Annotated in this window: 14 protein-coding genes and 2 tRNA genes; 3 read left to right on the top strand and 13 right to left on the bottom strand. The window is 40.3% G+C overall.

Annotation, left to right across the window (positions count from 1 at the left end):
• Positions 1–10: 10 nt before the first annotated feature.
• Positions 11–295: a co-chaperone GroES gene (gene groES, locus RTR43_RS17400; protein ID WP_312473490.1), complete on the bottom strand. Its 285-nt coding sequence runs from the start codon at positions 293–295 to the stop codon at positions 11–13.
• 283 nt (positions 296–578) lie between these two features.
• Here groES and RTR43_RS17395 point away from each other — a divergent pair, with 283 nt between their 5' ends.
• Together RTR43_RS17395 and RTR43_RS17390 are read left to right on the top strand one after the other, a co-directional pair.
• Positions 579–1,301 (top strand): CPBP family intramembrane glutamic endopeptidase, encoded by a 723-nt coding sequence (locus tag RTR43_RS17395; RefSeq protein ID WP_312473489.1) that lies wholly within the window; start codon positions 579–581, stop codon positions 1,299–1,301.
• The gene (locus RTR43_RS17390; RefSeq protein ID WP_312473488.1) at positions 1,298–1,498 is read left to right on the top strand and encodes a YdiK family protein; all 201 of its coding nucleotides are present in this window, start codon (positions 1,298–1,300) and stop codon (positions 1,496–1,498) included. The genes RTR43_RS17395 and RTR43_RS17390 overlap by 4 nt, the downstream gene beginning before the upstream one ends.
• 378 nt (positions 1,499–1,876) lie before the next feature.
• Here RTR43_RS17390 and RTR43_RS17385 read toward each other — a convergent pair whose 3' ends face one another.
• The 6 genes from RTR43_RS17385 to moaC form a co-directional block, all read right to left on the bottom strand.
• Complete coding sequence (locus RTR43_RS17385; protein WP_312473487.1) at positions 1,877–3,379, bottom strand: MDR family MFS transporter; 1,503 nt, start codon at positions 3,377–3,379, stop codon at positions 1,877–1,879.
• Position 3,380: 1 nt separating this feature from the next.
• Positions 3,381–4,100, bottom strand: coding sequence for a cytoplasmic protein (locus RTR43_RS17380; RefSeq protein ID WP_312473486.1), 720 nt, complete (start codon positions 4,098–4,100; stop codon positions 3,381–3,383).
• A 16-nt stretch (positions 4,101–4,116) separates the two neighbouring features.
• Entirely contained in the window at positions 4,117–4,839 is a 723-nt protein-coding gene (locus RTR43_RS17375) for a polymer-forming cytoskeletal protein (RefSeq protein ID WP_312473485.1), read from the bottom strand.
• Positions 4,840–4,851: 12 nt separating this feature from the next.
• Entirely contained in the window at positions 4,852–5,475 is a 624-nt protein-coding gene (locus tag RTR43_RS17370; RefSeq protein WP_312473484.1) for a YhbD family protein, read from the bottom strand.
• Between the two features lie 329 nt (positions 5,476–5,804).
• Entirely contained in the window at positions 5,805–6,461 is a 657-nt protein-coding gene (locus RTR43_RS17365) for a redox-sensing transcriptional repressor Rex (RefSeq protein WP_312473483.1), read from the bottom strand.
• A gap of 35 nt (positions 6,462–6,496) precedes the next feature.
• Positions 6,497–6,994, bottom strand: coding sequence for a cyclic pyranopterin monophosphate synthase MoaC (gene moaC / locus RTR43_RS17360; protein ID WP_312473482.1), 498 nt, complete (start codon positions 6,992–6,994; stop codon positions 6,497–6,499).
• Positions 6,995–7,172: 178 nt separating this feature from the next.
• Here moaC and RTR43_RS17355 point away from each other — a divergent pair, with 178 nt between their 5' ends.
• Positions 7,173–9,092, top strand: a complete 1,920-nt coding sequence (locus tag RTR43_RS17355; RefSeq protein ID WP_312473481.1) for an ABC-F family ATP-binding cassette domain-containing protein — start codon at positions 7,173–7,175, stop codon at positions 9,090–9,092.
• A 538-nt stretch (positions 9,093–9,630) separates the two neighbouring features.
• Here RTR43_RS17355 and tsaD read toward each other — a convergent pair.
• From tsaD to RTR43_RS17325, 6 genes are all read right to left on the bottom strand, one after another.
• Positions 9,631–10,656: a tRNA (adenosine(37)-N6)-threonylcarbamoyltransferase complex transferase subunit TsaD gene (gene tsaD / locus RTR43_RS17350; RefSeq protein ID WP_312473480.1), complete on the bottom strand. Its 1,026-nt coding sequence runs from the start codon at positions 10,654–10,656 to the stop codon at positions 9,631–9,633.
• The gene (gene rimI, locus RTR43_RS17345; RefSeq protein WP_248735367.1) at positions 10,653–11,102 is read right to left on the bottom strand and encodes a ribosomal protein S18-alanine N-acetyltransferase; all 450 of its coding nucleotides are present in this window, start codon (positions 11,100–11,102) and stop codon (positions 10,653–10,655) included. The genes tsaD and rimI overlap by 4 nt, the downstream gene beginning before the upstream one ends.
• A gap of 12 nt (positions 11,103–11,114) precedes the next feature.
• Positions 11,115–11,822 (bottom strand): tRNA (adenosine(37)-N6)-threonylcarbamoyltransferase complex dimerization subunit type 1 TsaB, encoded by a 708-nt coding sequence (gene tsaB / locus RTR43_RS17340; protein WP_312473479.1) that lies wholly within the window; start codon positions 11,820–11,822, stop codon positions 11,115–11,117.
• Entirely contained in the window at positions 11,819–12,274 is a 456-nt protein-coding gene (tsaE, locus tag RTR43_RS17335) for a tRNA (adenosine(37)-N6)-threonylcarbamoyltransferase complex ATPase subunit type 1 TsaE (RefSeq protein WP_312473531.1), read from the bottom strand. The genes tsaB and tsaE overlap by 4 nt, the downstream gene beginning before the upstream one ends.
• 200 nt (positions 12,275–12,474) lie before the next feature.
• Positions 12,475–12,551, bottom strand: a tRNA-Asp gene (locus tag RTR43_RS17330).
• A gap of 3 nt (positions 12,552–12,554) precedes the next feature.
• Positions 12,555–12,628, bottom strand: a tRNA-Met gene (locus RTR43_RS17325).
• Between the last annotated feature and the right edge of the window lie 130 nt (positions 12,629–12,758).

Genomic DNA, 12,758 nt, shown 5'->3' with positions numbered 1-12,758 from the left:
AAATCCCTTATTAGCTGATTACAGCAAGGACATCATTTTCACGTAAAAGTAGGTATTCTACGCCTTCGTACTTCACTTCAGTACCAGCGTATTTTGAGAAGATAATGCGGTCGCCTACAGCAACTTCAAGTGCAACACGTTCTCCACTTTCAAGGACGCGGCCAGTGCCAACGGCAACAACTTTTCCTTCCTGAGGCTTTTCCTTCGCTGAATCTGGTAATACGATACCGCTTGCAGTTTTTTCTTCTGATTCAACAAGCTCAATGACAATGCGATCACCTAATGGTCTTAACAAATCAAACAACCTCCTCAAAAATATATGTAATTCCGACATTATTAGCACTCTCTAACCTTGAGTGCTAACACAATTATTATAATAAAGAATCTGAAAATTTTTTGCAAGTAAGAAGCATAAACTTTTTCATTTTTTTACAACCTTACAAGTATGTGAATTACAAAAATTTCTATACCTCATTTACCTAATAACGTTTCTCAAAATTGAAACTTTCCTGTGTTTAAGAGTAGAATAATAAGATAGTGTAGGTAATATGGAATGGATTTAAAAGGAGATTACAAATTTGAAAAGGGAATATTGGTTTATCATAATCGTTTACATTGTGATGCAGTTTTCTAGCCTAATCGGACTTCCTGTATTGATGTGGGGCTTTAAATCTTTAGGAATTAGCCAAAATCTTGCTATTCCTATTTGGCTCATTGCTAGTTTTTCGCTTGCCTTACTAATCATCCTTTTTTTACTGCGAAAGGAAATCAAGGCAGATAGCTTTAACAAACGAGACCGTACTTTTGGATATTCAGTCATGTGGGCTTTTTTAGGAGTCTTTTTAGCTCTTTTTGCTCAGTACGTCGCAGCCATTATCGAAACTCTCTTAGGGATTAAGATGGGCTCTGAAAATACGCAGCATATCCTTCGAATCATCGACTTATTCCCGTTGGCCATCATTGTAACGAGCATTATCGGACCGATATTAGAAGAAATCGTCTTTCGAAAAATTATTTTTGGTGTCCTGCATAAACGATTTAACTTCTTTATCTCAGCATTGATTAGTTCGGTAATCTTTGCTCTGGCCCATCAAGAGCCGGTGCATATTCTACTTTATTCGGCCATGGGCTTTACGTTTGCTTTTCTTTATGTAATAACTGGGCGTATTGCCGTGCCGATTTTTGCCCACGTCGCGATGAACACCATGGTTGTCTTGGTTCAAACTGTTTACAAAGATGATATTGACAGATTAAGACGTGAGGCTGAAGCGGTTCAAAACTTTATCGGAGGCTTTCTATGAGACGTTCACCCTTGTTTTCCGGATTAATTTACTTCCTGCTTGGCGGGCTATTTACTTACTTTGCCATTGATGATGTGCAGAAAAACGGTTGGGGCTTCTTCAGCTATCTCCTGATTTTATTAGCCACATTTGATTTCGGCTCAGGCTTAAAAATGATTGCTTTTCATTTTAGATTAAAGAATCAACAAAAAAAATAAAATAAGGGATCCCTGCAGCGTGTGCATGGATCCCTTTTATTATTTTTCTCTGTTCACTCTAATATTTTTTTGAAAGAATGAGTTTTGGTAAATGAACCGTCCTTTCATTTACCATAAGAGCGCTTTTTTCCTTTTATCAGTAAATGAACATTCTTTCTTTTACCGCGGGAGCTCTCTTTTTCTCCTGACGGGCAATGAAACGCTCTTTCTTTTACCGAGGCAGCTCTCTTTTTCTCCTAACGGGCAATGAAACGCTCATTCATTTACCGATAGAGCATCGTCGTTTCAGTCTCTTTGAAACCGCTCACACTGACCCTTCATAGTAAGTTTTATTCCAAAAACCGGTCCAATAGCAACAATATTAACGAAATGAGCCCGTTATTTTGAAACTTCTTGCCTGTTAATCACCATTCGCTCTTTCCCCAAAATAAAGATAAACAGGAAGGCTAAGCCCGCGGGAACTAGCGCCCAGGTAAAGGTGTGGACGATTGAACCGGAAAGGGCATTCGTGATTTTTTCCAATATTGGTGCTGGAATCTGGCTCCTTGCCTGCTCCGATAACAATTGCCGCGAATCACCTTTAGGTATTGGCCCCATCCCAGAAAAAGCATCTGCTAATTTCCCGCTAAAATTATTTCGCTGAATCATACCAAATACCGTAATACCTACCGTCATGCCGAGCGAGCGAATAAAGTTACTTGTCGAGGTAGCCGAGCCCCGTTGCTCCATGCCAAATGGATGAATCGCCGCCATGCTCAAAACAGAAAATGAGAAACCGACACCCAAGCCAATCACAACCATATAGATTGTCAGCAACGCCCTACTTGTATCCGGCGTGATCGTGCTTAACAACAAAAATCCGATAATCAAAATAACACCCGATAAAAACATGATGTTCCGATAGCTCATTTTTGTTGTCAAAAATCCACCGACCTGTGCCGTAATCACCGATCCCAGCATCATGGGCAACAAAATAAGCCCTGAATTGGTGGCACTGCCGCCATAAACCCCCTGGACAAAGATCGGGATATATACTGTTGCCGCCATAAACGCGGCCCCGTAAAACAAGCCAACGATCGTACTTCCGGCAAACAGTTGGTTTTTAAACATCGAAAAAGAAATGATTGGATCCTTCGCTTTGGTCTCAATGAATAAAAAGAGTAGAAATAGTGCTGCAAATCCTGTGAATAAACTTAAAATGACACTAGAATCCCAATCATATTTCTGTCCGCCAAGCTCCAGGGCAAACATTAAACAAACCACGGCTCCAATTAAGGTCACTGCCCCCCACCAATCAATCGATTGCTTTTGGTGAATAGGTGATTCTTTGTAGGAGATGACAATAAAAATCAGCGACAAAATCCCAAGTGGTAAATTAATATAGAAAATCCAATGCCAGCTAATATGGTCAGTAATATATGCCCCGAGCAATGGACCAAAAATACTCGACAAGCCAAACACAGCTCCAAACAAGCCGCCCATTTTCCCGCGCTTTTCAGGAGGAAAGAGGTCAAACATGATCGTAAACGCGATCGGCACTAGCGCGCCACCGCCTACCCCCTGAATAGCACGGTAAATACTTAATTGTGTAATGTTCTCTGCTGTCCCGCACAGCGCAGAACCTGCCATAAACAATATTAATCCAAAAATAAAGAACCGCTTCCGTCCATACATATCCGATAGTTTGCCGAAAATCGGCATCCCAGCCATTTCCGCTACCATATAGGCCGAAACCACCCAAACGAAGCTCTCCAGCCCACCGAGGTCACCGACAATCGTTCCCATCGCAGTAACCACTATCGTATTATCCATCGATGCCATCAAAATCCCCAATAATAACCCTGCAACAACCAATCCTAACTTACTATCCTTCGCTACCATCCTATTCTCCTTTGTTTTTTTGACTTTGTTTTATCGTTGATGAAGGGTCATGAGCCAATTCATTAGTATACTCCACTAATCCAATTTGGCAACCAGGGCCAATTTTGACCATATTGCCACGAACTATATCGGCGTTCGTATTTTCTAAATAAACATCATCCCCTTCGATTACTTTAGCCGTTAGGAATCCTACCTCTTTTCCAAAAGGAAACAGAGAATTTTTCTTTCTCTTAACTGTGATTTTTCCGCCACCGATTTCTTCTGCTGAGCTCTGGCCAAAGCGCAATCCCACCTTAATCGTATCAGCCGTTAATAATCCCTTGATTTCAAAACCGCCGCTTGAATCGAACGTTTCATATTCAACATCACCATTGACCACGATGCTCCCTTTAATGGTTGCTTCATCTCCACTGAGCTTTTCACCCACTTCCAGCAACCCGAGAATCTTCACTTTTTTCAAATGGGATTTACCATCGACCTTCATGGTCCCCATGACAAGCGTTTCCTTCACTTCGATATTCCCTTGGAATTCTACCTCACCAATTATTTTTACTGAACCTGCTGTAACATTCTCGACTGCTTCGCTCGTGCCATAGACATTAAAAATTGAACATTCCACATCATTAACGATCGTACCTTCTCCTCTGATGCTGATTTTATCGTAACGGCCACCGGGGTAACTTCCCGATCCATTAATAATAAGATTTTCGCTTTTTCCCATTTTCTTCTCCCTCCCATTAAGCCTTTCTGCTTTCACCTACAATGGCATTTTTATCCTGTGAAAATTCTTCTGTGTATTCAACTACGCCAATATGACAATTAGGACCAATCCTAACCTGGTTACCACGGACAACTTTTGCTATCGTACTTTCAAGTTCAATTCTGTCTCCTTCAATTAAATCCGTTTCTAATTGTGTTTTAAAAAAAGGCTTGAAGAGAGTGCCCATGAAGGATCCTTTATGTTGTTTTACGATGATCGTTTGCCCGCCGATTTCTTGTGCTTTACATTCTCCATAGATCTCAATATCTACTTGATCCGCGTTTAAAAGTCCTCCAATTGTAAACCGGTATTGTGCTTTAAACGTTTCAGCCTCACAATCTTCTCCAATCGTCAGAATGCCTCTAAGTTTAATTTCCTCAGCTTTTACTTTTCCGCCAACAGAGGCTTTACCTGAAACCTGTAATTGTTTAGCATACAGATTTTGCCCAATTTTTGCTGTTCCGTCCACCGTAAACTTCTGACTTTCGATTGTTCCTTTAAAACTGGCATTCCCGCTTACCTTAGCTGTATTTGCTGTAACATTGCCATTGACCGTACCTGAACCATTGCATTCAAACTCACTACACTCCAAATCACTGTTAACTTTTCCTCGTCCATTTAAGGTAACAAGATGGAACTGCCCACCGTTTGATGCCCCAATACCATTAATGACCAAATCTCCTCTATTTTTTGTTTCCATCACGATTCTCCTTTACAATAATTTCGATTTAATTTCTTCCATACAGGTCATCAGTGCGAGAGTCGTGACAACTTTCGTTCCTCGCTCAAAATGAGCAGCTTCGGCATTCAATAATAAAAGACACGATGAAACTCCTAGTTTTCGCGTAAATACCAATTCACAGCTTTTTTGCTTGATATGCTGGGCATTGTCCTTTAATACCTGTAAGAGCATTTTCCCCTCATCTAAATTAATCTCACCTGACTGAAGCAGCTTTTCTAATATATATACTTCAAGGATTCTCGGAAAATTAAATATCTTCACGCCTTTATCGTTCTCTAGATAAAAATTCATTACTTCAATCGAAACAATGTTACGTTTTATTAAATCATCCTTTTCCAACTGCAAATCACTAATATTTGGAGAAAACATATCAGCTAGCTCATCCAATGACAAATTTTCCTTCATTGTTTGAATTTTATTGATTCTTTCTAAGATTTTTTCCTTTGGAAAGAAGGTTTCTTGGCCCGTAAATGTGGATTTCCGAATAAACCATTCTTCAGGAATGAGATCCTTCCGTTTCCAGCGATATAGCTGTCCATACGATATTCCAGCAATATCTAATAAATCCTTCTTAGAAATTAACTCCTCACTCATATTGAAAACCCCTTTCTATTTTCAATGTAACATAACACTGTTACGTTTGTAAAGCAGCAAAAAGACCTTCAAGCACAAAAGGCGCAAGCGCCCGTTTAGCGGCGTATGGACTGGAGCGCTCCAACTGAGATAAAGGAAACACGAAGAGCGATAGCGATTCGATGTTGACTTATCGTAGGGCGGAGAGCGAAGTACACTAGCCGCTGGGCGCTGGAGCTGGATTCAGAGAACTATTTCAATTTATCCACAATTAATTATTTTATAATTTCCTATACAACAAAAAAAGGGCTTTTCACGAGTAGATATTCGTGAAAAACCCTTTATACTAGCTATTCTTCTTCTACTTCCCCAGTCGGATAGTGCTTTAAAAAGTAAATCAGTGATTGCAGTTCTACTGCTAGGTCGATATGATGGACCCGAATGGCGGGAGGAACATTTAACCTTGCCGGAGTAAAATTTAATATCCCTTTCACATCCGCCTTCACAAGTCGATCTGTAATCATCTGCGCAACGGAAGCCGGAACCGTAAGAATCGCAACCGATATATTTTCATTGGCTAGAACATTCTCCAAATCGTCCAAATGATAGACCGGTACCTCACGAATCAGCGTTCCCATTTTAGTCGGATCCACATCAAAGGCGCACTCTATTTTCGTATTATTGTTTTTTAAAAAATTATAGTTTAAAAAGGCAGTTCCGAGATTACCGACCCCTATTAACGCAACCTTTGTTAATTCATCTTGGTCTAAGGTTTTCCGGAAAAAGGATAATAAGTAATTGACGTTATAGCCATAGCCCTTTTTCCCTAAAGCACCAAAATAGGAGAAATCCCTGCGAATGGTTGCTGAGTCCACTTTCACCGCCTCGCTCAATTCTGCAGAAGAGACCCTTTGTTTACCGGAAGAATGGAGGTTTTTTAAAAATCGATAGTAGAGGGGCAGCCGTTTTGCTGTCGCCTGTGGTATTTTCATCGTTTCATTACTCATAATCTCCCACACCCCTTGAATGATTTAGTTACATTTCATTTAACTTGTTCGGTTCTTTTATAATCGCCGTTTTTGCCGCCCGTTTTCTCGACTAAATAGGTCGGTCCAATGACCATGCCTTTATCCACCGCTTTACACATATCATACACGGTTAAGGCACAAGCTGACGCCGCTGTTAACGCTTCCATTTCCACACCCGTGTTACCTTTGGTTTTTACCGCTGCTGCAATATGTAAATGATAGTGATCTTCTTGATCTTCTTCCCATGAGAAGGAAATATTAACTCCTGTTAATGGAATCGGATGGCACATTGGAATCAGATCCCATGTTTTTTTTGCCGCCATAACTCCAGCAACCTGGGCCACAGCCAGGACATCGCCTTTTTTCATTTCATTATTGGTTATTTTTCCAAAAATTTCTTTACTAACAGTTATGCTTGAATGAGCAAGAGCGGTCCGAGCCGTTTCCGGTTTTTCGCTGACGTCGACCATCTTTGCTCTGCCTTCTTCATTAAAATGTGTAAAATTTGCCATAAATAAATCCTCCCAAAAAAATCATACACTATTTTTCAGTTATTGTGTGTGAAACTTTGAACTAATTCAAACATTTTTTTCAAAAAATAATATCTCACTCGACGCTATAGGTCTGCCCTTTATTGCCGACAATGCCGGAATAAGGTACACTATTCCTATGTAATAGAGGTGAATTAGAATGATTTTATTGCAGGTCAATCAACTACAAAAATATTATGGTGCTGACCTTATTTTATCGAATATAAAGCTAGAATTACAAACCCGGGACCGCGCGGCACTTGTTGGCCGCAATGGTGCAGGGAAATCGACATTGTTAAAAATCATTGCCGGACAATTGTCTCATGATGGCGGGGATATTATCAAGCCAAAAGAAGTGACCATCGGTTATTTAGCACAAAATACTGGTTTAGAATCAAATTTATCAATTTGGGAAGAAATGATAACCGTTTTCGAACCGCTTCAATTGATGGAAAAATCACTTCGCAGGCTTGAAAATCAAATGGCTGACCCAAGTGTGTTCGAAGACAACACAAGATACGAACGTGTTCTTAAAGAATATGACGAGCTCCAAGTGAAATTTAAGGAACAAGGTGGATATCAATACGAGGCCGATATTCGCTCCGTGCTGCATGGGCTAAATTTCCGCGAAAGTTCTTTGCTGATTTCAAGTTTAAGTGGTGGGCAGAAAACCCGTCTTGCCTTAGGGAAATTGCTATTAACGAAACCTGATATCTTAATTTTGGACGAGCCTACCAACCATCTTGACATCGAAACCCTTTCCTGGCTTGAGCAATATTTACAGAGCTATGATGGCGCGATTTTAATTGTCTCCCATGACCGCTATTTTTTAGATAAGGTTGTCACCCAAGTTTACGAAGTAGCCCGCAAAAAAATTCAAAGGTTTCCGGGTAACTATAGTTCTTACCTTGACCAAAAAGCGGCCAATTATGAGCGTGATATGAAGCTTTTCGAAAAACAACAGCAAGAGGTAGCCAATCTCCAGGACTTTATCCAACGGAACCTGGCACGCGCATCGACGACGAAGCGAGCACAAAGCCGCCGGAAAAAGCTTGAGAAAATGGAGACTATTGACCGTCCCTTAGGTGATGAAAAGTCCGCAACCTTCTCGTTTGAAATTGAAAAACAAAGTGGAAATGACGTTCTAATGGTAGATTCGCTTGCGGTTGGTTACGACGGGGAAAAAGTTTCAGATGCCATCACCTTTCGGGCTTATAAGGGAGAAAGCATTGCCCTTGTTGGCCCAAATGGAATCGGTAAATCGACTCTGTTAAAAACAGTTATCAAAAAACTACCTGCGCTTGCAGGAGCCATACAATATGGGACAAACCTTTCAATCGGGTACTATGACCAGGAACAGGCTGAATTGACCTCGAATAAACGCGTATTAAATGAACTTTGGGATGATTACCCATTAAAAAGTGAAAAAGAAATCCGGACAGTACTCGGCAATTTTTTATTTTCCGGCGATGATGTCCTGAAAATTGTCTCTACCTTAAGCGGCGGAGAGAAGGCACGGCTTGCACTTGCTAAACTGATGTTAGAAAAAGCAAATGTGTTAATATTAGATGAACCAACCAACCATCTAGACCTTGATAGCAAGGAAGTCCTCGAGAACGCCTTGATTGATTACCCTGGAACGATTTTATTCGTTTCACATGATCGGTATTTCATTAACCGTATTGCTACAAAAGTATTAGAATTGAGCCGTGAGGGAAGCACAGAATATCTCGGAGACTATGATTATTATTTAGAGAAGAAACTTGAAAAGGAAGAACTCGAAGCACTTGCTTTAGCAGCGTCGGTAAAAAAAGCAGCAGATGTGGAAGCTAAAGAGAAAAATAAATATCAACAGGATAAGGATAGTAAAAGGCTTGAACGGCAGCGAAAAAGAAAATTGGATGGAATTGAGTTACGAATAGAGGAGCTTGAAGAACAAATTAGCGTTTATGAGCAGCAATTATGCGCACCGGAGATTTTTCAAGACCACGAAAAAGTATTAGAAATCAACTTAAAAAGTGAAAAAGCTAAGATAGAGCTCGAGCAATTGATGGAAGAATGGGCAGAACTGGCTGAATAAGTGTGATAACCGGACTGATTAGTCCGGTTTTTTTACTATTTTTTTCCTGAAAATAGCTAGGCTACTGAATATATGAACCAATTTTAGTGGGTTATCGACAAATCTTGATCGATATTAACAAATCCCTCGGATCTATCGACAAATTATCGTAGGATAATAACAATTTATTATAAATAACACCCTTATCCACAACCTTATTCACATTTCAAACAGCTTATTTTCAAACAGTTAATTAACTTTTACACATTATCCACAATAAACACCGTTTTTATCCACAATACCCACAGTTACATACCCACTTATCAACAACTCATGGTTTTTTGTTTCAACTTTTTCAAAAAAATATCCACATTATTCTGTAAATTAACGTTTTCCGGAACCTTTATCCTATTTAAACAAACGTTTGATTAGTTTTTTATAAGATAAAAAAAAACTCGCCGATTGGCGAGTCGTTAGGCGAAGTCAGAGGTGTAGTCGCGTATGCCTAATAGGAAATTGATACTTTCCTATCGGCAAAAAAAGTCCTCCAGTTGAAGGACTAATTATTATATATTTCGATATCCAGTCCCGGATTCGCATTCAGGGAAAGATCTGCTCGGATTCCTTTTTCGAACATCACACTTCCAGCTGCAGCAATCATCGCAGCATTATCGGTACATAATGATAAAGGAGGAATCACTAATTCTACCCTACTATTATTTGCGAAAGTCTTTTCTAAAGCGGCTCTTAATCCTTTATTCGCCGCTACACCGCCAGCTACTAATACCTGGTTCACGCCGTACTCAGCTACGGCTCTTTCCGTCTTCTTCACTAACACTTCAATGACACTTGCTTGGAAGCTGGCCGCAAGATCCTCAGGGGCTATCGATTCTCCCCGTTGTTCCGCATTGTGAACCGTATTTATTACTGCCGATTTCAAGCCACTAAAACTAAAATCATACGATCCTTCCTCTAACCAAGCACGCGGTAAATCAATCGTCGGGCTACCTTCCTGCGCCATGCGGTCAATATGAGGTCCGCCTGGATACGGCATATTTAATGTCCTCGCTACCTTATCATAGGCCTCACCCGCAGCATCATCCCTTGTTTCACCGATTACATCAAAATGACCGTGCTCTTTCATATATACAAGCTCAGTATGTCCCCCAGAAACAACTAGGGCTAAGAGAGGAAACTTCAACTCAGTTACCAGTCTGTTCGCATAAATATGCCCGGCAATATGATGGACGGGTACAAGTGGTTTGTTATGAGCAAAGGCAAGTGCCTTCGCAGCATTAACCCCGATTAACAGGGCCCCTACTAATCCCGGGCCTTCTGTAACTGCTATCGCATCGATTTCTGCAAATGTAACATTTGCTTGCTTCAATGCTTCTTCAATCACAATTGTTATTTGTTCAACATGATGGCGCGAAGCAATTTCAGGAACCACACCACCAAAACGTTTATGGCTTTCAATTTGTGATGCGACAATATTTGCGGCAATTTCACGGCCATTTTTAATAATCGCGACTGCGGTCTCATCACAACTCGTTTCGATTCCTATAATCAATTGATCTTTTTTCATAAATTCACCCACATAATTAGTGCATTTTCCTGATTATCAGAATAATAATTTTTACGAATCCCACCGTTTTGAAACCCGAGTTTCCGATAAAGTGATTGTGCTACATGATTCGTAACCCTGACCTCAAGTGTCATTTTTCTTGCTCCCATCTCCCTGGACATTGACATTAACTTACTCATTAATGCCTCTCCGAGTTTCTTACCTCTATAACCCGGTAAGACGGCCACATTTGTCACATGTGCCTCATCAATCACGACCCATGTCCCACAATATCCAATGACTTTATTATTTTCTTCAATAACAATATAGACAGCAAATTTATTATTATATATTTCATTATAAAAAGCTTCCCTGCTCCATGGCGTTGTAAACGAAGCATGTTCTACTTCTAAAACTTGGTCAATATCCTCTTCCCTCATATAACGAAAAACGTAAGAATCTACCATTTTCCTCTTATCCTATCCATTTGAAATTTTCCCTTTAGCTTCTAACCACTTTGCTTCCGCTTCAGCTAAACGGATATAATTCGGTACAAAGGAATGTATATCTTCCCCTTGTATATCTCTGCCTAACAATGCAAGTTCCGACGGACGTGGATTGTGTTCCGTGATACTTGCAAAAATGGCTTTTGTTCCTAACAACTCTTCAATCTTAGCTCTATGAATAGGAAGATCATTTCCAACAAATAAAATCGGTTTGCTTAATTCCGTTAATTTTTCTGCCCAGTCGGCTAACATAACCAACTGATCCTGCTCCACCGTTGTCAGATTGCCATTTTGAAACTGATATAGTGCTGTGTAGACTTGTCCCCTCCTCGCGTCAAATAATGGTGATACATGGCCTTCAAAGTATCTTCCTGTACCTGACGCTAAAATTTCCAGACTAGAAATTCCAACAAGCGGTATCTGTAAAGTCCATGCTAATGTTTTAGCAATCGTAACACCGATTCTTACTCCCGTATAAGAACCAGGACCCTTTGCTACCACAATTTTCGTTAAATCAGCAGGTACCCTTTCACAATCCTTCATAAGCGTTTGAATAGCCGGCATAATTCGTACGGAGTGGTTCTTTTTTAAATTAGTAATATACTCGCCAAGTATCTGATTATCTTCTAAAAGCGCTACCCCTAAGGCATAGTTAGAAGTATCGATCGCTAATATTGTCATCGAAAAATCTCCTTACATAATTGCTCATATCTCTCACCCTTTGGCGATAAAACCATTTTCCTTGTATCCCCTTCGCCACGGTACAAGAAAATGGTCAGCCTTTCATGAGGAAGTTGCTCCTCAATCAAATGGGCCCATTCGACTACAGTTACTCCATCACCTTCAAAGTATTCATCAAAACCCAAGTCTTCATAAGCATCAGCTACGCGGTAAACATCCATATGATATAGTGGCAGCTTCCCTTTATATTCTTTAATAATTGTAAATGTTGGGCTATTTACGGTCTTCTTTATCTCCAACCCTTTAGCCAAACCTTTTGTAAAGGTTGTTTTGCCAGCACCTAAATCGCCTTCAAGAGCAATGACATCTCCTGCTTTTAAAAATGCGGCCAACCGTTCTGCGAACTGAGAAGTTTCATCAGTATTCATTGTATTTAGTTCTAATTGATTCATCCAATCACCTTTATACTTTAACATAACTATCCTATATCTTCATTTTACCCTTATTTATGTGCAAAAAAAACCTTAGGATATCTCCTAAGGATACTTATTTCATTTGAAGTTTACATGATTTTTGAAAAAAATGAGAACTACCTATTAAAATGCATAAAAAAAGACGAAACCCTGTTTCGTACTTAGTTTACAAACTATAATGGCGGTCCGGACGGGACTCGAACCCGCGACCTCCTGCGTGACAGGCAGGCATTCTAACCAACTGAACTACCGGACCATATTGCGGGGACAGGATTTGAACCTGCGACCTTCGGGTTATGAGCCCGACGAGCTACCAGACTGCTCCACCCCGCGACAATAAAAAGTATTAAGTTTGGAGCATGCTCCATGATTTGTAACTGACTTCGACGATAATATGTTTTTAAAAAACAGCCTGGCAACGTCCTACTCTCACAGGGGCGCCTGCCCCAACTACCATCGGCGC

The sequence above is a fragment of the Neobacillus sp. genome, from assembly GCF_031988165.1.
Lineage (GTDB): Bacteria > Bacillota > Bacilli > Bacillales > Cytobacillaceae > Neobacillus > Neobacillus rhizosphaerae.
This window is presented reverse-complemented; position numbering and strand designations above follow the sequence as displayed.

Excerpts from the sequence above, each read along its gene's own strand:
- RTR43_RS17390 (WP_312473488.1), top strand. The coding sequence starts at position 1,298 with ATGAGACGTTCACCCTTGTTTTCCGGATTAATTTACTTCCTGCTTGGC.
- RTR43_RS17385 (WP_312473487.1), bottom strand. The coding sequence starts at position 3,379 with ATGGTAGCGAAGGATAGTAAGTTAGGATTGGTTGTTGCAGGGTTATTA.
- RTR43_RS17380 (WP_312473486.1), bottom strand. The coding sequence starts at position 4,100 with ATGGGAAAAAGCGAAAATCTTATTATTAATGGATCGGGAAGTTACCCC.
- RTR43_RS17375 (WP_312473485.1), bottom strand. The coding sequence starts at position 4,839 with ATGGAAACAAAAAATAGAGGAGATTTGGTCATTAATGGTATTGGGGCA.
- RTR43_RS17370 (WP_312473484.1), bottom strand. The coding sequence starts at position 5,475 with ATGAGTGAGGAGTTAATTTCTAAGAAGGATTTATTAGATATTGCTGGA.
- RTR43_RS17365 (WP_312473483.1), bottom strand. The coding sequence starts at position 6,461 with ATGAGTAATGAAACGATGAAAATACCACAGGCGACAGCAAAACGGCTG.
- moaC (WP_312473482.1), bottom strand. The coding sequence starts at position 6,994 with ATGGCAAATTTTACACATTTTAATGAAGAAGGCAGAGCAAAGATGGTC.
- RTR43_RS17355 (WP_312473481.1), top strand. The coding sequence starts at position 7,173 with ATGATTTTATTGCAGGTCAATCAACTACAAAAATATTATGGTGCTGAC.
- tsaD (WP_312473480.1), bottom strand. The coding sequence starts at position 10,656 with ATGAAAAAAGATCAATTGATTATAGGAATCGAAACGAGTTGTGATGAG.
- rimI (WP_248735367.1), bottom strand. The coding sequence starts at position 11,102 with ATGGTAGATTCTTACGTTTTTCGTTATATGAGGGAAGAGGATATTGAC.
- tsaB (WP_312473479.1), bottom strand. The coding sequence starts at position 11,822 with ATGACAATATTAGCGATCGATACTTCTAACTATGCCTTAGGGGTAGCG.
- tsaE (WP_312473531.1), bottom strand. The coding sequence starts at position 12,274 with ATGAATCAATTAGAACTAAATACAATGAATACTGATGAAACTTCTCAG.